24 protein-coding genes are annotated in these 25,577 nt (G+C 34.2%); 16 read left to right on the forward strand and 8 right to left on the reverse strand.

The features are described 5' to 3' along the window. Positions 1-34: 34 nt before the first annotated feature. A complete protein-coding gene (locus KAOT1_RS02835) occupies positions 35-2,059 on the forward strand; it encodes an NADPH-dependent 2,4-dienoyl-CoA reductase (protein ID WP_007093181.1) in 2,025 nt (674 codons plus the stop codon). Between the two features lie 352 nt (positions 2,060-2,411). Then, a complete protein-coding gene (locus KAOT1_RS22275) occupies positions 2,412-2,603 on the forward strand; it encodes a hypothetical protein (RefSeq protein WP_083777275.1) in 192 nt (63 codons plus the stop codon). 1,120 nt (positions 2,604-3,723) lie between these two features. On the opposite strand, the gene KAOT1_RS02840 is transcribed toward KAOT1_RS22275, so the two are convergent. After that, positions 3,724-4,500 (reverse strand): TraB/GumN family protein, encoded by a 777-nt coding sequence (locus tag KAOT1_RS02840; RefSeq protein ID WP_007093182.1) that lies wholly within the window; start codon positions 4,498-4,500, stop codon positions 3,724-3,726. A gap of 439 nt (positions 4,501-4,939) precedes the next feature. On the opposite strand from KAOT1_RS02840, the gene KAOT1_RS23290 reads away from it, so the two are divergent. The 3 genes from KAOT1_RS23290 to KAOT1_RS02850 all read left to right on the forward strand — a co-directional run bounded on the left by KAOT1_RS23290 (position 4,940) and on the right by KAOT1_RS02850 (position 6,607). Continuing rightward, entirely contained in the window at positions 4,940-5,116 is a 177-nt protein-coding gene (locus KAOT1_RS23290; protein WP_085956371.1) for a CAL67264 family membrane protein, read from the forward strand. A 145-nt stretch (positions 5,117-5,261) separates the two neighbouring features. Further along, positions 5,262-5,792 (forward strand): RNA polymerase sigma factor, encoded by a 531-nt coding sequence (locus KAOT1_RS02845; RefSeq protein WP_007093184.1) that lies wholly within the window; start codon positions 5,262-5,264, stop codon positions 5,790-5,792. Beyond that, positions 5,792-6,607 carry an anti-sigma factor gene (locus KAOT1_RS02850; RefSeq protein ID WP_007093185.1) on the forward strand — a complete coding sequence of 272 codons (816 nt, stop codon included), beginning with the start codon at positions 5,792-5,794 and terminating at the stop codon, positions 6,605-6,607. Before KAOT1_RS02845 ends, KAOT1_RS02850 begins: the two co-directional genes overlap by 1 nt. A 190-nt stretch (positions 6,608-6,797) precedes the next feature. Here KAOT1_RS02850 and recQ read toward each other — a convergent pair whose 3' ends face one another. After that, on the reverse strand, positions 6,798-8,900 hold the full coding sequence (gene recQ, locus KAOT1_RS02855) for a DNA helicase RecQ (RefSeq protein ID WP_007093186.1): 2,103 nt from the start codon (positions 8,898-8,900) through the stop codon (positions 6,798-6,800). A 341-nt stretch (positions 8,901-9,241) separates the two neighbouring features. After that, entirely contained in the window at positions 9,242-9,886 is a 645-nt protein-coding gene (locus tag KAOT1_RS02860; protein WP_007093187.1) for an alpha/beta hydrolase, read from the reverse strand. A gap of 77 nt (positions 9,887-9,963) precedes the next feature. Here KAOT1_RS02860 and KAOT1_RS02865 point away from each other — a divergent pair, with 77 nt between their 5' ends. The 5 genes from KAOT1_RS02865 (at position 9,964) to KAOT1_RS02885 (ending at position 14,672) form a co-directional block, all read left to right on the forward strand. Then, a complete protein-coding gene (locus tag KAOT1_RS02865) occupies positions 9,964-10,383 on the forward strand; it encodes a hotdog fold thioesterase (RefSeq protein ID WP_007093188.1) in 420 nt (139 codons plus the stop codon). A gap of 8 nt (positions 10,384-10,391) precedes the next feature. Further along, on the forward strand, positions 10,392-11,483 hold the full coding sequence (locus KAOT1_RS02870) for a chorismate-binding protein (protein ID WP_007093189.1): 1,092 nt from the start codon (positions 10,392-10,394) through the stop codon (positions 11,481-11,483). 34 nt (positions 11,484-11,517) lie between these two features. Then, positions 11,518-13,266 (forward strand): 2-succinyl-5-enolpyruvyl-6-hydroxy-3-cyclohexene-1-carboxylic-acid synthase, encoded by a 1,749-nt coding sequence (gene menD / locus KAOT1_RS02875; RefSeq protein WP_040559284.1) that lies wholly within the window; start codon positions 11,518-11,520, stop codon positions 13,264-13,266. Positions 13,267-13,362: 96 nt separating this feature from the next. After that, positions 13,363-13,704, forward strand: a complete 342-nt coding sequence (locus KAOT1_RS02880) for a DUF2853 family protein (protein ID WP_007093191.1) — start codon at positions 13,363-13,365, stop codon at positions 13,702-13,704. Positions 13,705-13,841: 137 nt separating this feature from the next. Further along, positions 13,842-14,672 (forward strand): CvfB family protein, encoded by an 831-nt coding sequence (locus KAOT1_RS02885; protein ID WP_007093192.1) that lies wholly within the window; start codon positions 13,842-13,844, stop codon positions 14,670-14,672. Positions 14,673-14,758: 86 nt separating this feature from the next. On the opposite strand, the gene KAOT1_RS02890 is transcribed toward KAOT1_RS02885, so the two are convergent. From KAOT1_RS02890 to KAOT1_RS02905, 4 genes are all read right to left on the reverse strand, one after another. After that, positions 14,759-15,856: a tetratricopeptide repeat protein gene (locus KAOT1_RS02890; protein WP_007093193.1), complete on the reverse strand. Its 1,098-nt coding sequence runs from the start codon at positions 15,854-15,856 to the stop codon at positions 14,759-14,761. A 157-nt stretch (positions 15,857-16,013) separates the two neighbouring features. Continuing rightward, the gene (locus KAOT1_RS02895; RefSeq protein ID WP_007093194.1) at positions 16,014-16,745 is read right to left on the reverse strand and encodes a LamG domain-containing protein; all 732 of its coding nucleotides are present in this window, start codon (positions 16,743-16,745) and stop codon (positions 16,014-16,016) included. Between the two features lie 76 nt (positions 16,746-16,821). Then, positions 16,822-18,069, reverse strand: coding sequence for a hypothetical protein (locus tag KAOT1_RS02900; RefSeq protein ID WP_007093195.1), 1,248 nt, complete (start codon positions 18,067-18,069; stop codon positions 16,822-16,824). A 30-nt stretch (positions 18,070-18,099) separates the two neighbouring features. Beyond that, complete coding sequence (locus KAOT1_RS02905; protein WP_007093196.1) at positions 18,100-19,221, reverse strand: C1 family peptidase; 1,122 nt, start codon at positions 19,219-19,221, stop codon at positions 18,100-18,102. 104 nt (positions 19,222-19,325) lie between these two features. On the opposite strand from KAOT1_RS02905, the gene KAOT1_RS02910 reads away from it, so the two are divergent. Both KAOT1_RS02910 and KAOT1_RS02915 read left to right on the forward strand, forming a co-directional pair. Next, positions 19,326-20,165, forward strand: a complete 840-nt coding sequence (locus KAOT1_RS02910; RefSeq protein WP_007093197.1) for a 1,4-dihydroxy-2-naphthoyl-CoA synthase — start codon at positions 19,326-19,328, stop codon at positions 20,163-20,165. 141 nt (positions 20,166-20,306) lie between these two features. Then, entirely contained in the window at positions 20,307-20,909 is a 603-nt protein-coding gene (locus KAOT1_RS02915; RefSeq protein ID WP_083777276.1) for an outer membrane protein, read from the forward strand. 539 nt (positions 20,910-21,448) lie between these two features. Here KAOT1_RS02915 and KAOT1_RS02920 read toward each other — a convergent pair. Further along, entirely contained in the window at positions 21,449-22,261 is an 813-nt protein-coding gene (locus KAOT1_RS02920) for a DUF695 domain-containing protein (RefSeq protein WP_007093199.1), read from the reverse strand. Between the two features lie 154 nt (positions 22,262-22,415). Between KAOT1_RS02920 and menA the strand changes: the two genes are divergently transcribed. The 4 genes from menA (at position 22,416) to KAOT1_RS02940 (ending at position 25,566) form a co-directional block, all read left to right on the forward strand. Then, the gene (gene menA, locus KAOT1_RS02925; RefSeq protein WP_007093200.1) at positions 22,416-23,351 is read left to right on the forward strand and encodes a 1,4-dihydroxy-2-naphthoate octaprenyltransferase; all 936 of its coding nucleotides are present in this window, start codon (positions 22,416-22,418) and stop codon (positions 23,349-23,351) included. Positions 23,352-23,368: 17 nt separating this feature from the next. Beyond that, the gene (locus KAOT1_RS02930; RefSeq protein WP_007093201.1) at positions 23,369-24,046 is read left to right on the forward strand and encodes a metal-dependent hydrolase; all 678 of its coding nucleotides are present in this window, start codon (positions 23,369-23,371) and stop codon (positions 24,044-24,046) included. Between the two features lie 51 nt (positions 24,047-24,097). Next, positions 24,098-24,451 (forward strand): four helix bundle protein, encoded by a 354-nt coding sequence (locus tag KAOT1_RS02935; RefSeq protein ID WP_007093202.1) that lies wholly within the window; start codon positions 24,098-24,100, stop codon positions 24,449-24,451. Positions 24,452-24,525: 74 nt separating this feature from the next. Further along, positions 24,526-25,566: an o-succinylbenzoate synthase gene (locus tag KAOT1_RS02940; RefSeq protein WP_007093203.1), complete on the forward strand. Its 1,041-nt coding sequence runs from the start codon at positions 24,526-24,528 to the stop codon at positions 25,564-25,566. The last annotated feature ends 11 nt before the right edge of the window (positions 25,567-25,577 follow it).

Genomic DNA, 25,577 nt, shown 5'->3' on the forward strand with positions numbered 1-25,577 from the left:
ATATTTAATACAATCAGAAAAACCATCGCAATACATGAAGTACAAGCATATTTTTGAACCTTTAGATTTAGGATTTACCACGCTCAAAAACCGAGTGCTAATGGGATCAATGCACACAGGTTTAGAAGAAGAAAAAAATGGATTTGAACGCATGGCTGCCTTTTATGCAGAACGCGCCAAAGGTGGCGTTGGATTGATCGTAACCGGAGGAATGGCACCGAGTGTACGTGGATGGCTATCGCCTTTTGGAGCTCGAATGAGTACTAAAAAACATGCTAAGAAACATAAAGTTATCACAGAAGCAGTACACAAAAACGGCGGAAAAATATGTATGCAAATATTACATGCAGGTCGTTACGGATATCATCCGTTAAATGTAGCGCCTTCTGCCATAAAATCACCAATTACACCTTTTAAGCCAAGAAAACTTAGTGGAAATGGTGTGAAAAGAACCATAAAAAACTTTGCTAAATCAGCTTCATTGGCAAAACTTGCAGGTTATGATGGAGTAGAAATTATGGGTTCTGAAGGATATTTAGTCAATCAATTTATCGTAGAACGTACTAATCAACGTACAGACGAATGGGGCGGAAATTACGCAAATCGTATGAAATTTGCTGTAGAAACCGTGAAAGCAGTGCGAGCAGCAGTTGGCGCTGAATTCATTATTATTTATCGTTTATCAATGCTCGATTTGGTAGAAAAAGGAAGCAGTTGGGAAGAAGTAGTACAACTTGGAAAAGCTATTGAAAAAGCTGGTGCAACCATCATTAATACAGGAATTGGTTGGCATGAGTCTCGAATTCCTACGATTGCAACTTCTGTTCCGAGAGCCGCTTTTACTTGGATTACTGAACGTATGAAAAAAGAAGTGAGTTTGCCGCTTATAACTTCCAACAGAATTAACATGCCAAGTGTGGCTGAAAAAATTCTTGCAGGTGGACAAGCAGACATGATTTCTATGGCGCGTCCATTTCTAGCAGATGCCGATTGGGTAAACAAAGCCGCAGCAGAAAAAGCAGATGAAATAAATACCTGTATTGCTTGTAATCAAGCGTGTTTAGATCATATATTCAAGCAAAAGGTAGCAAGTTGTTTGGTAAATCCGAGAGCTTGTCACGAAACAGAATTTGATTACAAACCCGCAGAAACCAAAAAGAAAATTGCCGTTATTGGCGCCGGACCTGCAGGATTGGCAGCAGCTACCATTGCAGCACAACGCGGACACGAAGTTACATTATTTGACGATCATGAAGAAGTTGGCGGACAGTTTAATATTGCAAAACAAATTCCAGGAAAAGAAGAATTTTACGAAACTATTCGTTATTTCAACAAGCAAATTGAATTACACCATGTTACGTTAAAACTTGGCAAACGTGTAAATGCAGACGAATTATTGCAAGAAGAATTTGAAGAAATCATTTTGGCAACAGGAATAAAACCAAGGACGCCGAGAATTGATGGAATTGAACACGAAAAAGTATTAAGTTACATTGATGTTTTAAAACATAAAAAACCTGTTGGGAAGCGTGTAGCCGTTATTGGCGCAGGAGGAATTGGTTTTGACGTTTCTGAATATTTATCGCATGAAGGAGAAGCCACTTCGCAAAATATTGATGCTTGGTTGACAGAATGGGGAATTGATAAAACGTTGGAAGCTCGCGGTGGAATTGAAAATATAAAACCTAGTTTTCACGATTCGCCAAGAGAAATTTACATGTTGAAACGTAGCAAAGGTAAATTTGGCGGAAACTTAGGGAAAACTACAGGTTGGATTCACAGAACAAATTTAAAAAAGAAGAAAGTAAACTTCATTGGAGAAGTTCAGTATACAAAAATCAATGATGAAGGATTGCACTACATACAAGACAACGAAACCAAAGTATTGGAAGTCGATAATATTGTCATCTGTGCAGGACAAACACCTTTAAAAGATTTATTAGATCCGTTACAAGCCAAAGGAATGACGGTTCATGTGATTGGTGGTGCAGACATTGCCGCAGAATTAGATGCCAAACGTGCGATAGACCAAGGAAGTCGATTGGCAGCAAAGTTGTAATCTACAATAGTTAAGAATATTGTTTTTTTTAAGTTTGTGAATAATTGTTAATTATCTGAAAACCAGTTAAGTTTCCATAAGAAATTCTTGTAATTAGCTTTCCCTCTAGTTGCAGAACTCTTTTTTTATTCGTACATTTGCACCAATGATACAAAAATTAAAGAACAAAAAAAATAAACGAATTTTCAGTTTTAAATTTCAAGTTTTCCGTAAACAATCAGATAAATTTATTCCTCCAGCAGTTTAATTTCTTTTTCTCCATTTCAAAATACTATTTACTTATTCTATTGTAATAACATAAAACTCATTTAGACCGTTTTATGCTATTATATCAACATTAATATTACACCTAATGAAATTATTTTATATTAAAAGAAATACCAAAACAGAAAACAGATATTCTCCAAAGATGGGAAGACTCATCACACGTGTTACCTACATTAAAAAGTATTTTTTCGGTTTCCCAGTAAAAATTCTTCATAAATATCGTGAGAGTTATTACGGAGAAGTGAAGAACTGTGAAGACTGCAATTTATTTATATAAATAAAAAACGATAATTACTATATGAAGTGATTTAAACTTTTTTGATTTGCTAAAAAATTACTGTTTTCAGCCCTGTTTTCGTCTTTTTTTCGTTCCGTAGCGCTGCTATGAAACTCAAAAAAGTCTTCAACAATACTTAAAACTTCTAATTTTCGCTTAAACCCGAAAAGTTTAAATCACTTCTATATAAAATCCGCAATGTTTTAAAAATGTTGCGGATTTTTTGTTTTAAGTCGCAATTTTATAGTACTTCTCTATTAATACTGAATAAAGTTCTGCATACTTTAAGTGACATATAAAGTTCTAATCTTATTAGAAAGTAAAAAATCTTCCAAAATTCCATTTGAAGTGGCGCTCTAATTAGTCAAGGAGCAATGTGTCAATCTGAAAATTTGAAAAATGTATCAATTAGTTTCAAGCAATATTCAAATTTGTCTTAGAAACAACCTTGAATCATTGAATTTTTAAACTCTTGAATTAATGAGCGAAGCGAAAAAAATAGGCATTAGCTCTTGGGTATTAGGTATTAGTCAAGTTCTAAGAGTAATTAGAAATTCAAACAAAAAACGTTATTAATGTGACAATTTGAAAATTTAGAAATGTATCAATTAGTTTCAAGTAATATTCAAATTTGTCTTAGAAACAACCTTGAATCATTGAATTTTTAAACTCTTGAATTAATGAGCGAAGCGAAAAAAATAGGCATTAGCTCTTGGGTATTAGGTATTAGTCAAGTTCTAAGAGTAATTAGAAATTCAAACAAAAAACGTTATTAATGTGACAATTTGAAAATTTAGAAATGTATCAATTAGTTTCAAGCAATATTCAAATTTGTCTTAGAAACAACCTTGAATCATTGAATTTTTAAACTCTTGAATTAATGAGCGAAGCGAAAAAAATAGGCATTAGCTCTTGGGTATTAGGTATTAGTCAAGTTCTAAGAGTAATTAGAAATTCAAACAAAAAACGTTATTAATGTGACAATTTGAAAATTTAGAAATGTATCAATTAGTTTCAAGCAATATTCAAATAATGATCTTAGAAACAACCTTGAATCATTGAATTTTTAAATTCTTGAATTGATTCGCGAAGCGAATCCAACAGCGCAGCGATCTAACATCTAATGTACAGCTTCAACCGTATATCCTTCTTTTCGCAGTAAATTAATTACGCCTTGTTCGCCAGGTAAATGCAAGGCGCCAACACCGATAAATGTAGGTTTTTCTTTTGCCATTTTTACAATTAATGGGATCCAATTTCGGTTTCGTTGATCTACAAGGCTTTCTTGAAAATCTGCTTCCAAACCTTGCTCTGCACTAACTTTGAGCAAACCTTCCCAATCTTCATCGTTGTAATAACGCGTCATATTTTCAAAATCTTTTTTACTTTTTTCCATTCCTTTTTCTGCCATTTCTACCAAAGATTTCAATTGATCTTCATATGGAATATTATCAAAAACCTTCATCTGATCGGCTATAGTTTCTAGTCCAATTATTTTTTCTTTTTGCGCTTGGGCAATTTTCATAAACTCCGTATCGTAAGCTGTTCCGCTATCGCAAGTAGCCATTTTTGTAGTCAATGTTGAGGTAATTGCCAACGGCTTCATAGTGTTGAACATTTTTAAATCGAAACCAGTTTGTTCTTTAAAAAATGTCGCCAACGTTGTGTAATCTTCCTTATTTAAAAGACTTTCAATTGTTTTTCCATCTTCCAGAAAAATATACTTCATCATGTTTACTTGCAATTTCGGATCAGACATGTCAATCTCTAATGCCAACTGATCCGTTTCATCAAAAGCTTTTTTGAGTTTTTCTGTAAACACATAATCGCAAGTTAAGTGGATAGTTCCGTATACATACGAAGGTTTTTCGATACCATTTCCTGTAATTTTCCACAAAAGTGATTTTTCTAATTTTGGAGCTTCTGACTTGCTTGAAACAGATTTAGTCGTAGAACAACTAATAAATAATGTAAATATACTTAGAAGTAATAGGGAAAATTTATACTGCATAATAGAATTAAAAATGGTGATGTGTAATTTTTATTTTTTTGGAAAGATACTAAAAAAGTTGCGTAGCATTTGAATCTATATGTAAACAAATTTTGATTCAATTTTGACTCAATACGGAATGTAAAGATGAACTCATTTGGAATTGAGAAGGTTAAATTTTTCCTTTTTGAATTAAAAATTCGATATTTGCATTTCACAAGCGCGCAAAGGATTGAGGCATTTGTTGAAGCTCCTCGCAGAGAGCGACTGCCGAAAGCCTGACTTTTATGGATGCGAAGGAACGCAGCTAGACATAAAAGATGCGCCAAGAAAATAAATTATGGGAATGAACAAAAATACAGTGTTAGCGTGGGCAACACTTATCATGGTATTGGTCGGAATAGGTTTAATAGCACTTGGCGCTTTTCGTTACAATGAAGTAGCAGGTTACGGATTTGCTGCTGTCGGTATCGGATTTTTTGCCATAGCATGGGTTTTTAATGCTTTAAAGGGTAGAGTTTAATTATTTTTTGTTTATTTAAGAAAATGTTTTGAATGACAAATGCAAACATTTTTAAATCGATTGAGCACATGAATTTGTGGGAAAAGGTATATTTTTATGCTCAAGTTATACAAATATTCATTTATACCTTTTAAATAATACGTACATGGAAATAGAACTACTCATCAAAAAATTTAAAAATAAAGATGCAAAAGCTTTCGAATCGTTATATGCTATGTATAATGATAGTATTTTTGGAGTGATTAACAATATTGTTAAAAATGATGATGTTGCCATGGAAGTAACACAAGATGTATTTATAAAAGCGTGGAATAAGTCAGAATCTTACACTTCAAAAAAAGGACGTTTTTTTACGTGGTTGCTCAATATAGCTAGGAATGCTGCAATTGATAAAGTGCGTTCAAAATCTTTTAAGAATGCACAACAAAACCTGGACGTTGATTTTTTCGTACATAGTATAGAAACAAATGATAGTTTAGATCAAAAGACTAATGCCATCGGTATTAAAAAATATGTAGGGAAACTTGCTGAAAAGTGTAAACGTATAGTACAATATATTTATTTTAAAGGTTACACACAAAAAGAAACTGCAGAAGCATTAGAAATTCCTTTAGGAACGGTCAAAACTAGAAATAGAAACTGTATTAAGGAACTAAGAAAAGCATTAGAAGTATAATGGATATTAATGAATACATAGCATCTGGAATTTTAGAACTGTATGTTGCAGGAGCACTTTCTGAGGAAGAAAATGAAGAAGTGTATGCAATGATGCTGAAACATCCAGAAGTAACAAAAGAAGTACTTTCTATCGAGAATGCGATCACGACACTAGCTGCCGCGATGGCAAATAAAGATACATCTGCCATTTTTGAAGCGATTAAGGAAGAATTGAATCTTACAGATGAAGATGCGGATGATGAACCAAAAGTGATTCCAATAGCGAAGCGAAATCAAATTTTCTTATATGTTGGTTGGGCTGCTGCTATTATCTTTGCGGCTGGTTTGGTATTCTCTGTAGTGCAAAACAATAGTTTAGAATCTGAAATAGAAGTTGTAAGAGCCGAAAGAGAATCGCTAAAAGAGAAAATTTACGAAGCTAATAATGATTTAACGGCTGCAAACGAATTACTCTCGGTATTACGAACAAAAGATATTATTTCTGTTCCGCTTGGCGGACAGGCAGTTTCCCCAGAATCATATGCAAAAGTATATTGGGATAAGAAATCGAATAGTATATATCTAGATTTAAAAGGGTTACCAGAACCACCACCAGGAAAAGTATATCAGGTGTGGTCATTAAAACTGAATCCGTTGACACCAACAAGTTTAGGAACCATCGACGAATTTTTGACAGATACTGATAAAGTATTTGATTTGGAAAACGCAAACGAGTCCGAAGCTTTCGGAATTACCTTAGAACCAGCAGGCGGAAGTGAATCACCAACACTAGAGCAATTGTATACGCTTGGAGTTGTGGCTTCTACGCCTTAAAAGATTAAATACATAATAGTATAAAGTTTATAAAAGCTTCTGAAGTATTTTCAGAGGCTTTTTTTGTGGAATGAACTTTTTCTGTAAAAGTGTTATTGAGGTTTATCATGCATAGAACTCACATTAAATCACTTTTCTCTGTAGAGTAAATAGTTTTTTCTAATAAAAAATGTTGTTTTTAGACTTAATATCACGCTTCTTCTTTCTCCAAAATCGTCAATCCAACACGAATAGTTGCGTATGATATAGCTTCTTGAAAATGTTCAAAATAAGGTTTGAGTGCATGCGGATTTTCCAATGTTTCTTTTGCTTTACGAATAGCTTCCAAGTCGTGTTTGTCAATAAACTGATGCATATCAATATCTTTTCCTTCCGCATACAATTTTGAAATATGAGAAAAAATAGTGGTTTGCGCTAATTTCCGTTCTTGTGCAATTTCTTCTATCGAGAATCCTTGTTGATACAATTCATAGGTTTTTTTTGTAGTATCAACTTTACGTTTTCTCTTTTTTTCTTTGGAAAAGCTAATGATTTCTTTAATAAAATCGTGTCCGTAATTCATCATTTTCACACGACCAACTCCGCTAATTCTGATAAATTCTTCGTCAGACATCGGGCGTTCAGCTTCCATTTCACGCAAAGTAGCATCATTAAAAATTTGATACGCAGGAACATCTTCATCTTGAGCAATTTTATAGCGCAACTGTCGCAAACGCTCAAACAACGAATTTTTCTTTGCTTTGGGTTTCTTTATTTTCTGTTCTTCAAAAATTTCTTTAGTTGCCACCAAATTTGCCAAATCTACTTTTTTATTGTGGAACAAAACATCTTTTGCAAATTCTGTAAGTTTCAATTTATTATTTTCATGAAAAGCAATCTCCAAATACCCTAAATTGATAAGTTGCGTAATGTACTGTTTCCAGTCTAACCAAGCGATATCTTTGGCAATTCCGTATGTTTTCAATTCTTGATAATTTTTCTCTTGAATCACGCTATTCTGTGCGCCACGTAAAACATCAATCACAGTACCAATCGGTTCTTGTCCTTTTAATCTCGCTACGGCAGATAATGCTTTTTGCGCAATAATAGTTCCATCAAAAAACTGTGGTGGATTATTACAAACATCACAATTTCCGCAATCTTCACTAATTAATTCACCAAAATAACTCAATAAGATTTTCCTGCGACAACTTAAAGCATCTGCATATTCTTTCATCCGATCAAGTTTTGCCAATTGGACCTCGACATTTCCAGAACTTTCAGCAAACTTTTTTAACTGAATTACATCAGCATAACTATGAAAAAGAAGCGTATTAGAAGGCAATCCGTCACGACCAGCACGACCAATTTCCTGATAATATCCTTCAATATTTTTAGGTAAATTATAATGAATTACCCAACGTACATTCGATTTGTCAATTCCCATACCAAAAGCAATCGTTGCGCAAATTACCTGACACGTATCATTGATAAAATCTTCTTGAATTTTAGAACGTTTAGTATGTGCAATTCCGGCATGATAAGCAATTGCATTGATATTGGCATTTTGTAGTTTCTCAGCAACAGTTTCTGTCGCTTTTCTACTCAAACAATAAATAATTCCACTTTCAGTTGGACGCTCGTCTATAAAACTGATGATTTGTTTCACACGATCATTCGCAGGACGAACTTCCAATTTTAAATTCTTCCGATCAAACGAGGCAATATGTTGTTTCGCATGCGGAATGTTTAACTGATTGGCAATATCTTCCCGTGTAGCTTTATCAGCTGTTGCGGTCAAGGCAATCACAGGAATGCTTGGAAAACGCTTCTTTAAATAACCAAGATTTGTATACGCTGGGCGAAAATCGTGTCCCCAAGAAGAAATGCAATGTGCTTCATCAATAGCAATCAAACTTATTTTTTGACTGCTAAAAATATGTTCCAAATACGATAAACTTTCAGGTGCAGTATAGAGTAATTTGATTTTGCCAGCGTCAATTTCACTATAAATAGCTTGTTGTTCAATTTCTGTTTGGCTACTATTCAAGTAGGCTGCAGCAATTCCGTTTGTGGTCAATCCGTCAACTTGATCTTTCATCAAAGCAATCAAAGGAGAAATTACAATTGTAAGTCCTTCTAATAAAATGGCAGGCAGTTGAAAACAAATTGATTTTCCGCCACCAGTTGGCATGATGACAAGATTGTCTTTTCCAGAAAAAATAGAATTGATAATTTCTTCCTGTAACGGTCTAAAAGTATCGTATCCGAAATATTCTTTTAAAGTATTCTTAAGAGTAGTTGGAGCTATCATAGCCTACAAAGAAAACAAAAAAAACGGCAGGAGTAAATTGTTTTCAAATAAGTAACTCGGTTTTTATAAAATGTAATGTATATAAATAGTATATCGGTAAAATGATTTTTTTGCCTTAAGTATTGATAATTAGGTGCATGAAAAAAGCACAACAGTTAAAAGTTGTGCTTTCTTGGATTGGTTGATTGGTTATTTTAGATGAGAATGAGTTAATCTAGGTTTTTTAGGAAAAAACTAAATAATTGCTCAGTAATATTCTTTTTTACACTGTAAAATTAAAAAGAATAACACAATTTTTGTTACGTGATCGCCTTACTAAAGGTACGTAACTTCGTTAAAAATTATGATTCTGTTAACATTTTAATAGCTGTTTTTGATACGCGATGTGTTCCTTGAAAGGTCTTAAAAGTATAATTGTCTCCGAATAATAATTGCATCTTTTCGTGTTCTTGTTGCATGCGTTCTTCGGTTAAATATTCGTCTTGCAAACCAACAATATTTAGCACTTTTGTCTTTTTGGGATTGATAAATGCAAAATCGTTTGGAGTTAATTCTGTTGGAATACTTCCTGCGTAAATGATTAACTTATCACAAGGAATTTTAAAACGCGAAACCCAACGCATTGCTACAGAAACACCTTGCGAAAAACCCAATACAAAGAACTTTACATCTGCAGGAATTTGCTCAGCGTAATAAATAGCGTTCAAATTTGCCATCACATTTTTTATCTCAGCTTTTGTATTTTCTTTTGTCAACCAACTTGCGCCAACATGTTTGTATTCGTTCTTTAAATAATACTTTGAAGAAGCTTGTGGTGCAATAATGTAATTTTCTTCAGGATTCAATTCGTCAAAATAGTTGATAAAATAACGACTCAAAAAGCCAATTCCGTGACAAACCAACCACACATTCTTAGTTTTTGAGGTCAACTTGTTCATTGTAGAATAAGTATTGGTAATTTGGTAGGCGATTTCTTTTTCTTCCATTGGTATATATTATGCTTCGGGTTTTGTATTTTTGTATGACAGCGAAAATACTTGTTACGATTCTATAAATATATCAAATGAATTTAAATAAAGAAGCAATCCTACAGCAACTTAACGCAATAGTACCAAATACTTTATTAGAAACTTTGCAAATATCGTATACAGATGTTGGAGAAGATTTTTTAACAGCAAAAATGCCTGTAAATTCAAGTGTACATCAACCACAAGGTATTTTACATGGTGGCGCTACAGTGGCGTTGGCAGAAACTGTAGGAAGTACGGCTTCACATTTATTTATTGATACTGAAAAGTACAAAGTAAAAGGCTTGGAAATTTCTGCAAATCACCTCAAAAGTAAACGAGAAGGCGAAGTTTTTGCAACAGCGAGACCAATTCACAAAGGAAGAACCACACATCTTTGGGAAATACGAATAGAAGATGAAACAGGAAATTTAATTTCGTTGTGTAAATTGACCACCATTGTGTTAGCAAAATAACGTTTTTCATGCTTGACAGGTTATCAAATCATATCCAAAAACAACTTCCTTTTGTGGCGTATCGGAAGCCAAATGCACTATTGACGAACGTTATCTTACAAAAAAACGATCTGTTGCATACAGTTTCAGACTTTACCGAAAGCGGATTTGTATTTGCGCCATTTGATACTACAAAACAAACCATTCTTATTCCTTTTGATGAAATTTTATCGGGAGAATTAAATCGTCTACAGGAAGACAAAACTTCAATTGAAGCATTCCATCCTTCTGCGGAAGCGCAAAAAAAACATGTACAATTAGTGCAAAAAGGCGTTGATACGATTCAAAATTCTGAAATAAAAAAAATCGTTTTATCGCGAAAAGAAGAAATTATTTCTGAAACAAATCCCTTGGTACTTTTTGAACGTTTGCGAGACACTTACCCAACAGCGTTTGTCTATTTGTGGTTTCATCCAAAAGTAGGAATGTGGGCTGGCGCAACGCCTGAAACCTTGGTAAAAGCTACAGGAACTACCATTACAACCATGTCTTTGGCAGGAACGCGCAAATTTGAAGAAAATACTGTAATTCCTTGGAACCAAAAAGAAATCGAAGAACAGCAAATTGTAACCGATTATATTGTACACAAATTACAAGATATAACAACAAACATTACCGTGAGCAAAGCGGAAACGCACCAAGCAGGAAGTTTGGCACACTTGCGTTCCATGATTTCAGGAAGAATGATTTCAACAATAAATATTGGCGATATCATTACAACATTGCATCCAACGCCAGCTATTTGTGGCTTTCCAACAGAAGCTGCAAAAGCATTTATTTTACAAGAAGAACACTACGACCGAGCGTTTTATACTGGATATTTGGGCGAATTGAATATGCGTAAAGAAACCTCCAGAAATCGCAATCGTAAAAACCAAGAAAACAGCGCGTATAGAACCGTACGAACCAATTCTGAATTGTATGTAAATCTACGTTGTATGCAGTTAACTCACCACAAACGAATACTTTATATTGGCGGCGGTATTACAAAAGATTCAAATCCTGAATTGGAATGGCAGGAAACCGTAGCAAAATCGCAAATAATGAAGCGAGTATTGTAAAAAATATTGTGAAAATTGTATTTTTGCTAGACAAATGATGTACTCAAAAATCCCATTAGCGCAAACCTTAGTTTCGCTTTGTATTGCCAAAGGTATCAACCATGTAGTGATCTCTCCAGGATCGCGAAATGCTCCGTTAACACTAAGTTTTTCGCAGCATCCAAAAATTCAAGCATACAGTATTGTAGACGAACGTTGCGCCGCTTTTTTTGCATTAGGAATGGCACAGCAATTGTGCAAACCTGTTGCAGTGATTTGTACATCAGGTTCGGCAGTGTTGAATTATTATCCCGCTATTGCGGAAGCGTATTACAGCAACATTCCTGTTGTGGTAATTTCTGCAGATCGTCCCGAATACTTGATTGATGTTGGTGACGGACAAACGATTCGACAGAAACATATCTTCAAAAATCACATTAATTACGAAGCAAATTTAAAACAAGACATTACACACAAACGCACCATTTTGTCAGAAACACATCAATTGTCGGCAGAAATGGAACAAGAGTTGCAACAACGTGTACAATCTTATAACGAAGCAGAAATCAATCAGGCATTGAATGCAGCTGTAGAAAAAAATGGTCCTGTACACATCAATGCGCCTTTTGACGAACCTTTGTATGAAATGTTACCTGAACCGACAGTTTTCCCTAAAGTGCAATCGCTTGTTTTGGAAGAAGAAATCGATCATGAAAAAATAACAAAAGCAGCAGCTATTTGGAGTAATTCTGCCCGAAAAATGGTGTTGGTTGGAACATTGCCACCACATACTATTTCAAAGAAATATTTAGAAATTTTAGCGAATGATCCGTCGGTTTTGGTTTTTACGGAAACCACGTCCAATTTACGAGACGATAAGTTTTTTAATAAGATCGATCAGATGATTTTGCCGATTGAGAAAAACGAAGCAATGTTGGACGAATTTCAACCAGAAATACTGCTGACTCTTGGTGGAATGATCGTTTCAAAGAAAGTCAAGGCAATTCTGCGGAAGCGTCAACCAGCGCATCATTGGCATATTCACGAGAATAGAGTGTATGACACATTTTTTTGTTTGGAACATTTTTTTAAGATAAATCCGAATCATTTTTTTGAGTTGTTTTTTGCACAAACTAAGCCGATTGAAAGTTCGTATAAATCTTTTTGGAATGCCATCAAAAAAGAACGTCAACAAAAGCATGAAGTGTATTTGCAACAAGCTCAGTTTACAGATTTGAAAGCTTTTGAAGCAATTTTGGCATCTTTGCCACCTTCGTTAATTTTACATTTAGGAAATAGTTCCACAGTGCGATATGCACAATTATTTGAAATTGATTCGAGTATAGAATTGTTTTGCAACAGAGGAACAAGTGGTATAGACGGAAGCACTTCGACAGCCATTGGAACTTCGGTGGTTGCTGAGAAACAAACGTTATTGATTACTGGCGATTTAAGTTTTTTGTACGACAGTAATGCGTTGTGGAATAATTACATTCCGAAAAACTTCCGTATTATTTTAGTGAATAATAATGGTGGCGGAATCTTCAGAATTTTGCCAGGAAATAAAAATACGGAAAACTTTGATACGTATTTTGAAACCATTCATCCGCACACGGGAAAACAATTGGCAGAAATGTATCATTTTGAATATCTCACGGCAACTGATGAAATGTCGCTTCAAAAGGCATTACAAACTTTTTATGATGTTAGCAAACAACCTAAGATTTTAGAGGTGTTTACCCCAAGAATTGAAAACGATGGTGCGTTGATCGATTATTTTAAGTTTTTCAACGAAAAAAAATAACAAGTCTTTTCCGAAAAGTAGGAATATCTGTCTTTGATTTACTTTTGACAACAGATATTATTAATCAAATTTTTATAATTAAACTTAACGACAATTATGAGTAAGAGAGACGAGCTAATTGCAAAGTATGCAGCAGATTTAAAGGATAAATGTGGCGTAACTGCTGACATGGATTTATTGACAAAAGTAACGATTGGTTGTGGTCCAGCAATTTACAATAAAGATGCTTCAACGGTTTCAGGATCTGATGAAAAAGAATTAGCAACGGTAAAAAACAATTTCTTAATCAAAAAATTAGGATTGGCTGATAGCCCAGAATTAGACAAAGGAATCGATGCAGTTATGGAAAAATACGGTCGTTCTAACAGATCAAAATACAGAGCTGTTGTGTATTATTTACTAACAGTTCACTTTGGAAAACAGGCAATATACAATTAATCAGATTGCACTTAATACTATTATTAAATCCCTTTCAAAACGCCATCTCTTATCTGGATGGCGTTTTTTTATTGAAAGTAGGATGAGTTCATTGTAAACCATGAGATAAACCGTACCTTTAGAGCAAATTTTAATATATGATTCATTTAGGACAACTTAATACATTAGAAATATTACGCGAAACGCCACCAGGACTTTTCTTGGGCGATGAGGAAGGAAATGAAATTTTGTTGCCAAATAAATATGTTCCTGCTTCTTTTGAAATAGGAGACAAGCTGAGTGTTTTTGCGTATTTAGACAGCCATGAACGACCTGTGACAACGACACTGAAACCCTACATGAAAGTAAACGAATTTGGATTACTTCGCGTAACTGCATTGAGTGATTACGGCGCTTTTTTAGATTGGGGATTGGAGAAAGATTTGTTTGTTCCGTTTAAAGAACAAGCACGCGATATGCAAGAAGGAAAATGGTACGTTGTGTATTGTTATTTGGATGAAGAAACGAATCGATTGGTTGCTTCAAGCAAAACGAATAAGTTTTTAAGCAATGAAGAATTGACTGTTGAACGTTTTGATGAAGTAGATTTGATGGTGTCACGATTTACCGATTTAGGCGTAGAAATGATTATCAATCAAAAACACAAAGGTTTGGTATATCAAGATGAAATATATAGAGATTTAAAACTTGGAGAAAAACTGAAAGGTGTTGTGAAGAAAATTCGTGAAGACAATAAAATTGATCTTTCGCTACAACATATTGGTTATAAAAATATTGAACCTTCTGCACAAGTGGTGTTGGATGCTTTACAGCGAAATGGCGGAAGTTTACCATTACACGATAAAAGTGATCCTGAAACGATTAAAGAACGTTTAAACATGAGCAAAAAGAGCTTTAAGAAAGCCATTGGAAGCTTGTACAAACAACAACAAATTGTGATTAAATCTGATGGAATTGAGTTAAAATAACAGGATTTTCAGCCAATATAATTTATACAAAAAGCAGGTTTCAAAACGTTTTGAAACCTGCTTTTTTGTTGTCAATAAGTACTTTTTTATGGACTACTTTCATAATATTGATATACTCCAGAAAGTTTTTGCCAACGTTTATATTCTAAACTGTAAAAGCTGAAATTTAACTGTGTATAATTTCCCCGATATCTTTTCTGATCTAGAAAAAGCGCCAATGTTTTGTTGCGTAAAAATATAGGTTTTGAAAATGTATATACAATAGCGCATCTACCTTTTTGTGCTTCGCTTTCTAAATTTTCCATCATGTCAAAAGTCGCCTGAATTTCCTCTGGAGAATCCAAACGTTTGGAATATGGAAACAATTCTTTTTCCCATTCATGCGTCGTTAATTTGGAGAGTTCTTCAATGATAAATTCTTTTTCTTTGGAAGTAAGTTTGATGCTTTCTGTGTGTTTTCCACGATACAAAGAAGACAATTCAAATTCCTTTGTAGATTCAATTTTTGCAATCGTTTCATTGATGATTTTTACATCAATACTTTTCGTATAATGAATGGTGTCACATTCAAACTGATCGTATTTCCATCTTGAAACCCAATCTCGATAAGGATCTTTCATCAATCCCAAAGTATTTTTAGGAATGGTTAACTTATCAGATTTTGGTTTTGGTAATGAAGCTATAAATGCTTGTACATCAATCTTGTCAAAATCTTTTTTCTTCTCTTTTAATACTTGTACAACCTTTTTCAATTCTTCATCAGAGAGATACGATTTAATAAGATGTCTTGTGGTCATTCTTTTTTGCATCAGATCGTAAGCCGCAGCGATTTCAGCCCAAACCAACGCGTCTATTTTATATTTTGAATCTTTTTTCATGCCTTTTTCAAAATATAGCACCGCTAGAAGTCCCATAGCGCGACCGTATTTTTGCTTTGCTGATTTTAACAAATATGATTCCGCTAGTGCATTGTTTTTAATGAGCAAATCTTTATTGAAATAACAAAAACCGACGATAAACTGCGCCGCCGCATTTCCCGCTTCGGCATGTGGTTTCATAATTTCAAAAGAAGTCATATACTCTTTTGCATCAAAAGCTTTTAATCCGTCTTCAAATGTGTTGTTTTGAGAAAAAGATATTGCTGTCAAAAAGCAATAGAGTAGTGTAAAGGTAATTTTTTTCATTTGTGTTTTGTGTGATAAAAGCAATTCTTGTTGCTGACTAAAAGACTTTTTAGTTTGTACAAAGAAACGGATTCAATTTTACTTTTTGTTGTGAATATTGCATAAAAAAATGCGCATTTTTCAATACGCATTCTGTTTATTTACAATGTTAATGTAATTATTGCTCGTATAAAAACGAGACAAATTCTGTTGATTTTGCTTTGCTGTAAATTCGGATATCATCAATACTTCCGCTAAACGGATTTTCTCCTGAGGCATCATTTCCAATCAACAACGCTGCGGTTGAGGTAGAAATTTCACCTTTAATATATTTCATCATCGCTGGTTTTCCATTGATGTAAAAATACATGGTGTCGCCTTTTAGTGTGCATGTAATCATGTACCAAGTATCTTTTTCATAATCAAACTTTCGCAATTCGTGCAAGATTCCGTAAGGTGCAATCGAAAAAATAATATCATTTGTGACAACTTCTTCGTCTTCTAATGGCGAATATCCGATAGAAATTCCATATGCTGCTTGTATTTTCTTCTGATCTGAAACATTTTTATATAAAACTTGTTGCAAATGTGTCGCATCAGTTTTTAACCATAAATTAATGGTAAATTCGTCTGTAAAATTCAAATGTTCATTTGCAGGAATACGAATATGATCGTTTACGCCATCAAAAGCATAAGCTAAATCGGCATTTCCAAAACGGTCAAACGTTTTAGTAACACCTTTTGCTTGTGCATTTATTTTATAGGCACTCAAATCGTCGGTATTTCCGTCAAGCGGATAATACGCAACTAGACTTTCTGTAAGTTCGTATTGTGGTTCGTCTTCTTCGATACTACAACTGCTAAAGGCAAAAACGATTGCCAAACAGCTTATTAGATAAATGATTTTCATGTTGAATTAGTTTTTTGATGACTGATGATTTTATTAAAAACATTGTATCAAAAATGATACCAAATCAACACAAATTTCATGTTTTAAATTCAGGAAAATGCTCTTTTGCCCAAGAATCAAACAATATTGCAGGTGGAAAAGGAGTAGCTTTCTCAAAAAGTGGATGATGATTGTATGTACCTAATTTTTGAAGATGATATAAAAGATAATAAGTTTGATTGTACATGAAATTATAATCTGCATTATGATAAGAATGGTCAAGATACGAATTCGCTTTCTCCATTGTTGATTTCTTAATAGCATTTAAAGTACTTTGTTGTCCACCATCAAATGCATCTAGATAATAAAGACTCAATTCATAGAATTCAGCTAAAATATTCAACAATTCTGTAGCTTCTGGAGATTTTGGATCAACCTTTCGTAACTGTTCATATACTTGAAACGGGAAAATATATTGATACGATTCTCGTCTGTCTATATGATATCCTTTGAAGTTGTGAATTAGTATTTTTTCAAAAATAATGGTGTCTAGCGAAACTGTCCCTTCAGTTTTAAAAGCAAGTTCGGTTTTTTTTAGCAAGTTGAAAGCGCGTTTAGTTCGTAGTTCTTTTAAGGCATTTACGGTTTCTTCTGAAAATTCAATGCTGTAATCGCGTGTAGCTTTTTCGACTTCTTTTTCTAGGTATTCAATTTCTTCTTGATGCATTTTCTGAAAAGCAGTTTCGCCAATTTTATACTTAGAAACATCTATAAAACTTAATAATATCACTAACACAATACAACAAGCAAACGTTTTTAGCATCCAACGTTGCGATTTTACATATCGAGAAATTTCTGTCCAAGCAATAAAAAACAAATACACTGGAAATAAGTACAATACATAACCGTATTCATTAAAAATATGCAAATCAATAAACGGCGCAAATAACAGGAAGCGTGTAATGAAACTAATGGCACCAAATAATACGACATATTCTATAAAAAGTGCATAATTAACCACACGCGGAGATGTATATTTATAGGTTTTATGCAGATATTTAGTAGGTCTGGAAAACCAAAAGCGCAACATGGTGTTGTTTCCAAAAGCTACGGAAAGTGCTAATAGAAACAGTTTTTCAAATAGCAACTGTTTGTCGTCTTTTAGTTGTAAATCATAACTCTGAATTACTCTAAAAAAGTCAATAAGTTCTGTGATGGTAAAGATGAATCCGAAAAATAAAACAGCACTAAAAATACCCAATAAAACTCCCAGCCAGAATCGGAATTTTCCAATCTTAGCAATGGATAAATGTTGTTTTAGTTTGACTTTTTTCTGCGAACTCATACAGTATCAGTACACAACTGATTGTAAAAGTTACAACTTCAACTTTTGGCGTAATGCTTTTGGTAAGGCATCTTTATGAACCATGACAGAAATCGTTTTCAGTCTGAAAAAAGCTTCACTCATATGCACATGTCCGTCATTTGGAACACGAGCTGTGTTACTTCCCCATGAGTTTTTTACTCTAAAATACTTATTTCCGTTTTGATCGGTTGCCATTCCTGTGATGTGCATCAAATGATCGTCGGTTGTTGTATAATTTTCAAATTCTTGCTGACGATATCTTGCGGAAACCGATTTTTCTTTGAGAATTTTTGCCGTAAAACTTTTTCTATTGGCAACAGGCGTTTCTGGAATGGTTGCTACGGCATATTTTGCCGAAAATGAAGCTTCCGATACATCGCAATCCAACTCCACAGTATAACCTGTTTTTAGCGCATTTTCAGTTACTGCTACCAATTCGTCTAGCGTAACATTATAAAAACTTCCGTTTGAAAAATTATCAGGAATATTTAAAATAAAAGATTCGTAATAGGGTTGGTGTGTAAACGAAGTAATGGTCACATAATCATCTGGATTGATCTTCGTCATTTCCAAAAATGATTGTGGTGTATAAGTTTTTCCTTCGTAAACAAAAGATTCTGGTCGTTTTCCTAAATAAATATCCAACACACTTGCTATAGTACGTTTCCAATTAGGCGATAACTTTTTTGCAGGATTTTTAATATATGCATCCAACATTGCTTTCAAAACCGCTACCATTTCGGCATGATTGTGATTTTGTTGTAATGTTTGCAAGCCAGAATACGCACTATTTGGAACCAATCCGTGTGATTTTACAGCATTCATAACATCATGCGCCAATCCGCCTTCACTAAATTGTGCTTTTCCTTGTCGCATCACATAATTCCAAGCTTTCTTCGGATACGTATTGCGAACATTATACATTTCTGAAATATCAATCTGTTTTCCTGTCAACCGAATAATTTCAGATTCCAAAAAAGAAGAAGCCGAAAAACTCCAGCAAGTTCCAGTTCGCCCTTGACTAATTACTGGCGTCGCTTCCAAATCAATAGTAGTTTTAAATTGAAAATCTTGCGCGAAAGCGACCATTGAAAAACAAGCTAAAAAAGTAGATAGAAATATTTTTTTCATCAGAAATAGATAATTTAAATGTCAATAAAATGATAAGAATTTGAATCAATAAATTCTTGTTAACTGTGTAAAATGAATTATTTTTACGCAAAATACTAAAAAATATGAGTAAACCAGACTGGAAAACGGTAAAAGAGTACGATGATATTACGTATAAAAAGGCGGATGGCGTTGCTAGAATTGCCTTTAACAGACCTGATGTGCGCAATGCATTTCGTCCGCATACCACAAGTGAATTGTTAGATGCGTTCAAAGATGCACACGAAGATGTTAACATCGGCGTTGTGTTGCTTTCTGCGGAAGGTCCATCATCCAAAGATGGTGTGTATTCTTTTTGTAGTGGTGGCGATCAAAAAGCGCGTGGTCATCAAGGTTATGTTGGACAAGATGGTTACCACAGATTAAATATTTTAGAAGTACAACGTCTCATTCGTTTCATGCCAAAAGCAGTGATTTGCGTAGTGCCAGGTTGGGCAGTTGGTGGCGGACATAGTTTGCATGTGGTTTGTGATTTAACGTTGGCAAGTAAAGAACATGCCATTTTTAAGCAAACGGATGCTGATGTAACGAGTTTTGACGCAGGTTACGGTTCGGCGTATTTGGCAAAAATGGTTGGACAGAAAAAGGCACGTGAAATCTTTTTCTTGGGAAGAAACTACTCTGCACAAGAAGCGTATGAAATGGGCATGGTCAATGCGGTAATTCCACATGACGAATTGGAAGATACAGCTTTTGAATGGGCACAGGAAATCTTGGCAAAATCTCCAACATCAATAAAAATGTTAAAGTTTGCAATGAACTTAACCGATGATGGAATGGTAGGACAGCAAGTATTTGCAGGAGAAGCTACACGTTTGGCGTACATGACAGACGAAGCCAAAGAAGGACGCGACGCATTTTTGGAAAAACGCAAACCGAACTTTGAGAAAAAATGGATTCCGTGATATAAATTATATTTGGATATTAGTATTGAGTATTGAGATATTTGTATTGAGAGTTTAACAAAAAACAAAAAACAAACAACGAAAAAAAACATAAAAATAATCCAGCTAAAACTTCGTTAGTATATCATAAATCAATCAAAAATGAAAAAACTAATAACGTGTTTCTGTATTTTGAGTTTTTATGTGGGAATTTCACAAAACTCAGAACGTGTGTGTGATCTTGGAATTCATTATCCGTTGTCAACAGGCGATAATTTTATGGTCTTTGCGTATGACGGATTGATAGGTTTGGATTTTAGATATCAATTTGCAGATACCAAACTTATTTCGCCAAAAATATCTTTTACAGCCGATTATTTTAATTATAATTTTGTGGATGACATTAATGGTGGTGCATTTGTCTTAAAGCCAGAACTCATAGGTGAATTCAATCTGAATACTATTCCGAAGTTAAAACCTTATGTTTCTATTGGATATAGCTTTTTTTCAACATCGCTAAACACAGCCAATCCGCAATTTAGCTTTAACAATCCGAGTCCAGTTGTACAACCAAATGGCGATCGTTTCAATGATTCTCAAAGTGGTATCAATTGGGGATTTGGAGCTGCATACGACTTAACAGAAAAATTTTATGTTGAGGTTTCTGCCGATTTTACAAAGTTAGATTTAGATGGCGATACTTCAGGAAATCGTTACAACGAAAACATTCATACAGTAAATATGGGCGTTGGCATTCGGTTTTGAATTTAAACTCGAAATTGAAACTGAACATGATTTCCAAATGTCTTTACGAAGAAGTATGACGAAGTAAGTTGTATCTCAATGAGCAGATTGCCACACGTTTTTTTAAAACGTTCGCAAAGACGTTTCAAACACTTTTATATTCAAAACATTAGTGCAAAATCGTGACGAAAGAGCTAAAAACCTAATAGCGGAGCGATCTAAAAGCAAAGCGCGTCTAATTAATGTAGCAATTTGAAAATTTGGAAATGTATCAATTAGTTTCAAAGTATGAAACAGATTAAAAAGAAGCAGATTGCTTCACTACGTTCGCAATGACGATTAAAAAAGTTCTAAAAGCAAAGCGTTCTAAGAGGTTTTTGCGACGCAAAAACAAGTCTAAAAGCGTAGCAAATCTAAACCCAAAGTTTCTAAAATCGAAACAACCTTAAATCTTTAAATTTTGAATCTTTGAATTGAGCGAAGCGAATCTAAAAACAAAGTGCGTCTAAAAAAAATACTTTTCGAAGTAAAAAATGTACTTTTTAAGACCCAAGACCCATTTATTTTCTAACCACATACGTTTCCCAACCATCATAATTGCCATTAAACTCTTTGCAAAGTTCAATAAGTTCGGTTGTGAATTTGGTCACGCTTTCCATCGTAGTGGAATTTTTTCTGTGGAATTTTATCTCGTGCGGAAATTTCTGATTTCCTATTTTCTTTTTGTAGGAAACTTTATAGGAAAGTTTTTCAATAGCTTCCGCGAATAAATTCATGTCATTCTGAGACGAAAACGTGGCATAATGATCTATTTTTCGAGAAGTAGAAAGATCATCACCTGCATTTTCAAGCTGAATTACCGTATCACGATTCGACATAAAATTTTTAATTTCGTCATTTGGATACAAGAAATTGATATACAAATCCCAAGAAGGATCAGCTTTTACGAAAACATCATATTTTTCTCCGCGAAACTTATTTTTGAATAATTTATCAATCTGTCGTTCAATACCTGTAGCATCTTTCACATAATAATACTCAAAACGACTGCCATCATACATAAACGAACCTACATAATAATTATCACCAACGGAGTTCATTCGATCAGTAATTGCATCTTTAATGAGATACATTTTCTTCAACTTATTGCCAACGGGAAAATCACTTTCTTTCGTAACTCTGTATTTAATCTTTATATAAAACAAAAAATCATAACCATTAATCGGCGCTTTATCAATTAAATCCATACGTAAATTTGTAGAACTTACACCTTTTTCTTGTTTGGCTTGATATGTATTCCAAACCGCCGTTTCTTGTGCCTGAAGAAACAATAATGGAAATAATAACAATAAGATACGAAATGCTATTTTCATGTTTGTCGTGTAAAAACTTGAGCGCAATGTAAGTAAAACTCCGAATTGCACACAAAAAATTAATAGAATATTATGATAAGGCCTGAGCAAAAACAATACCAATGCAGTTTTTCATAATTCTTTAAAAGTGTATCTTTACAAAAATTACGCGTACATGATAAAACCATGGCTTGCTGCCGCACGATTACGAACTTTACCTTTGTCCATTTCTGGGATTATAGTGGGTTGTTCGTTGGGAAATACATATAGTTGGTTATACTTAAAAGAAGGTTTAAATTGCTGTTTTGGCTGCCCTTCAATGCTAAGGTCTTTATTGTTTTGGTTATGTATTTTAACAACAGTAGGCTTTCAAGTGTTATCAAACTTTGCTAATGATTATGGTGATGGAATCCGTGGTACAGATGACGATAGAGAAGGAGAACAGCGTATGGTTGCTTCCGGAATTATTTCGCCAAAGCAAATGAAAAATGCCATGATTCTTACCGCGATTCTTACACTAATTTTAGCTTTATTGGTCATCTATGTTGCTTTTGGAAGTGACAATTTTAGTTATTCCGTATTATTTTTCTTTTTAGGAATTACCTCGATTATTGCTGCGGTTAAATATACCGTTGGAAAAAGTGCCTATGGTTATTCAGGGTTGGGTGATGTTTTCGTATTTCTTTTCTTCGGATGGTTGAGTGTGGTAGGAAGCTACTTTTTATATACCAAAACCATTAATTTTGACATTTTCTTGCCTGCAACTGCCGTTGGATTACTCAGTGCTGCCGTGTTGAATTTAAACAACATGCGCGATCGTATTAAAGACAAATCGCACGGAAAAAATACGTTAGTTGTGAAAATCGGGAGTCAGAATGCAAAACGATATCACTATGCATTAATCATTGGTGCGTTAATTTGTTCCGTTTGGTACATCAACAGAAACTATTTCTCTCCAACACAATACATCGTTTTAATCGCTTTCATTCCGTTAGTGCTGAATATGATTGTCGTTGGAAAAAATATCATTCACAGAGAACTTGATCCAGAATTGAAAAAAGTGGCATTAAGTACATTTCTGTACGCGATATTATTTGCTATTTTTAATTAATGAAAAACCAAAAAAATATGAAAATAACATTCTTAGGACACGCTTCTTTGCACATAGAATTTGAAGAAACAAACATCATTGTAGATCCTTTTATCACAGGAAATTCTTTAGCTTCTCATATTAATATCAACGATTTGAAAGCTGATTATATTTTGGTAACACACGCACATCAAGATCATATTTTAGATGTAGAAGCAATTGCCAAAAATACAAATGCAACCATTGTGGCAAATTATGAAGTGGCAAATCATTTTGGTGAAAAGGACTTGGAGGTTTTTGCCATGAATCACGGTGGAACGTACAAAACAAACACGTTTTCAGCAAAATATGTAAACGCAATTCATACATCTTCATTTCCAGATGGTTCGTACGGCGGACAACCTGGCGGATTTGTGCTCACAGCAAATGGAAAATCAATCTATATTGCGGGAGATACTGCGTTGACATATGATATGAAACTCATTCCGTTGCAAACAAAACTAGATCTAGCGATTTTACCAATTGGCGATACCTTTACGATGGGAATTGACGATGCAATCACGGCAAGTGACTTCGTAGAATGTGACAAAGTACTTGGCTATCATTACGATTCGTTTCCTCCAATAAAGATCGATCAAGTGGAAGCAAAACAGAAATTTGCAGATCGTCATAAGGAATTGGTGTTGTTGGAAATTGGAGATAGCTTTGAAGTGTAGACTTTAGTATTTTTGTATGTTGGTATTTTAGTAGAATTTCAAAGGTTATTTATGCATAGATTTAAAGAATTGGAAGTATGGAAGTCAAGTAGAGTATTTTGTACTTCTATTTATGGAGCAACAGCTAATTTCCCTGATAACGAAAGATTTGGTTTGGTAAGTCAGTTAAGACGTGCAAGTGTCTCTATAGCTTCAAATATAGCAGAAGGCGCTTCTAGAAGGTCTAATAAAGATTTTTACCGATTCTTAGAAATAGCAATTGGTTCAGCGTATGAAATAGAAACACAATTATTAATCGCTTCAGATTTAAATTTTTTAAATCAAAAAGACAGCGAGAAACTCATAAACGAATTGCAATCAATCATAAAAATGCTCTCAAAATTAATGTCAAGTTTAAAACGATAACATACCAGCATACCAAAATACCAGCATACCAAAATACCAGAATACCAAAATACCAGAATACCAAAATACCAAAAATGAAAGCAACCCACCACAAACATATTCTAAATTTTAAAAGACCAAGTGGAACATCGCGCGGAATTTTAAAACAGAAAGAAACATGGTTTATTTACCTCGAATCGGAAGGGAAACAAGGAATAGGCGAGTGCGGAATTTTACGAAGTTTGAGTATTGATGATGTGCCAGAATATGAAGAAAAGTTACGTTGGACGTGTGAAAATATTGAGCTTGGAGAAGAAGCGTTATTGCAAGAATTAATCGAATTTCCGTCCATTCAATTTGGTGTTGAACAAGCATTTCGATCTTTGCGTTCACAATCACCATACTTATTGCACCCATCAGCATTTACAGAAGGAAAAGAAGCAATTGACATCAATGGTTTAATATGGATGGGCGATGAAACGTTTATGAAATCGCAAATCAAAGAAAAGTTGTCAGCAGGTTTTTCCTGTATTAAAATGAAGATTGGTGCGATTGATTTTGACACAGAACTCAAACTCTTACAAAGCATTCGCAGAGAATATTCCGTAAACGATATTGAATTACGCGTAGATGCAAACGGAGCATTTACACCCGAAAATGCGTTGGAAAAACTTAAGCGTTTGTCGGAATTGGATTTGCACTCTATCGAACAACCGATCAAACAAAACCAATGGCAAGAAATGGCAAAACTCTGTGAAGTGACGCCGTTACCTATTGCACTTGATGAGGAATTGATTGGCATATTTCATTCCGAAGAAAAGAAAAAAGTACTAGAAACCATTCAGCCACAATACATTATTTTGAAACCGAGTTTGGTTGGTGGTTATCGCGGAAGCAACGAATGGATTTCATTAGCAAATAATCAACAAATTGATTGGTGGATTACCAGCGCGCTAGAAAGCAATATTGGACTCAACGCCATTGCGCAATGGACTTACACCTTACAAAGCAAACTTCCACAAGGTTTGGGTACAGGAAGTTTGTATACGAATAATTTTGAAGCGCCATTAATTATTGAAAATGGTGCGTTGCATTACAATACTAAAAAATCGTGGGAAGTTCCCTATATAAAATAAAAAAATAAAAA

It is taken from the genome of Kordia algicida OT-1 (assembly GCF_000154725.1).
Taxonomy (GTDB): Bacteria; Bacteroidota; Bacteroidia; order Flavobacteriales; family Flavobacteriaceae; genus Kordia; species Kordia algicida.

What these genes read in the sequence shown, in the direction of transcription:
- KAOT1_RS02835 (WP_007093181.1), top strand. Translation starts at nt 35, where the DNA reads ATGAAGTACAAGCATATTTTTGAACCTTTAGATTTAGGATTTACCACG.
- KAOT1_RS22275 (WP_083777275.1), top strand. Translation starts at nt 2,412, where the DNA reads ATGAAATTATTTTATATTAAAAGAAATACCAAAACAGAAAACAGATAT.
- KAOT1_RS23290 (WP_085956371.1), top strand. Translation starts at nt 4,940, where the DNA reads ATGAACAAAAATACAGTGTTAGCGTGGGCAACACTTATCATGGTATTG.
- KAOT1_RS02845 (WP_007093184.1), top strand. Translation starts at nt 5,262, where the DNA reads ATGGAAATAGAACTACTCATCAAAAAATTTAAAAATAAAGATGCAAAA.
- KAOT1_RS02850 (WP_007093185.1), top strand. Translation starts at nt 5,792, where the DNA reads ATGGATATTAATGAATACATAGCATCTGGAATTTTAGAACTGTATGTT.
- recQ (WP_007093186.1), bottom strand. Translation starts at nt 8,900, where the DNA reads ATGATAGCTCCAACTACTCTTAAGAATACTTTAAAAGAATATTTCGGA.
- KAOT1_RS02860 (WP_007093187.1), bottom strand. Translation starts at nt 9,886, where the DNA reads ATGGAAGAAAAAGAAATCGCCTACCAAATTACCAATACTTATTCTACA.
- KAOT1_RS02865 (WP_007093188.1), top strand. Translation starts at nt 9,964, where the DNA reads ATGAATTTAAATAAAGAAGCAATCCTACAGCAACTTAACGCAATAGTA.
- KAOT1_RS02870 (WP_007093189.1), top strand. Translation starts at nt 10,392, where the DNA reads ATGCTTGACAGGTTATCAAATCATATCCAAAAACAACTTCCTTTTGTG.
- menD (WP_040559284.1), top strand. Translation starts at nt 11,518, where the DNA reads ATGATGTACTCAAAAATCCCATTAGCGCAAACCTTAGTTTCGCTTTGT.
- KAOT1_RS02880 (WP_007093191.1), top strand. Translation starts at nt 13,363, where the DNA reads ATGAGTAAGAGAGACGAGCTAATTGCAAAGTATGCAGCAGATTTAAAG.
- KAOT1_RS02885 (WP_007093192.1), top strand. Translation starts at nt 13,842, where the DNA reads ATGATTCATTTAGGACAACTTAATACATTAGAAATATTACGCGAAACG.
- KAOT1_RS02890 (WP_007093193.1), bottom strand. Translation starts at nt 15,856, where the DNA reads ATGAAAAAAATTACCTTTACACTACTCTATTGCTTTTTGACAGCAATA.
- KAOT1_RS02895 (WP_007093194.1), bottom strand. Translation starts at nt 16,745, where the DNA reads ATGAAAATCATTTATCTAATAAGCTGTTTGGCAATCGTTTTTGCCTTT.
- KAOT1_RS02900 (WP_007093195.1), bottom strand. Translation starts at nt 18,069, where the DNA reads ATGAGTTCGCAGAAAAAAGTCAAACTAAAACAACATTTATCCATTGCT.
- KAOT1_RS02905 (WP_007093196.1), bottom strand. Translation starts at nt 19,221, where the DNA reads ATGAAAAAAATATTTCTATCTACTTTTTTAGCTTGTTTTTCAATGGTC.
- KAOT1_RS02910 (WP_007093197.1), top strand. Translation starts at nt 19,326, where the DNA reads ATGAGTAAACCAGACTGGAAAACGGTAAAAGAGTACGATGATATTACG.
- KAOT1_RS02915 (WP_083777276.1), top strand. Translation starts at nt 20,307, where the DNA reads ATGAAAAAACTAATAACGTGTTTCTGTATTTTGAGTTTTTATGTGGGA.
- KAOT1_RS02920 (WP_007093199.1), bottom strand. Translation starts at nt 22,261, where the DNA reads ATGAAAATAGCATTTCGTATCTTATTGTTATTATTTCCATTATTGTTT.
- menA (WP_007093200.1), top strand. Translation starts at nt 22,416, where the DNA reads ATGATAAAACCATGGCTTGCTGCCGCACGATTACGAACTTTACCTTTG.
- KAOT1_RS02930 (WP_007093201.1), top strand. Translation starts at nt 23,369, where the DNA reads ATGAAAATAACATTCTTAGGACACGCTTCTTTGCACATAGAATTTGAA.
- KAOT1_RS02935 (WP_007093202.1), top strand. Translation starts at nt 24,098, where the DNA reads ATGCATAGATTTAAAGAATTGGAAGTATGGAAGTCAAGTAGAGTATTT.
- KAOT1_RS02940 (WP_007093203.1), top strand. Translation starts at nt 24,526, where the DNA reads ATGAAAGCAACCCACCACAAACATATTCTAAATTTTAAAAGACCAAGT.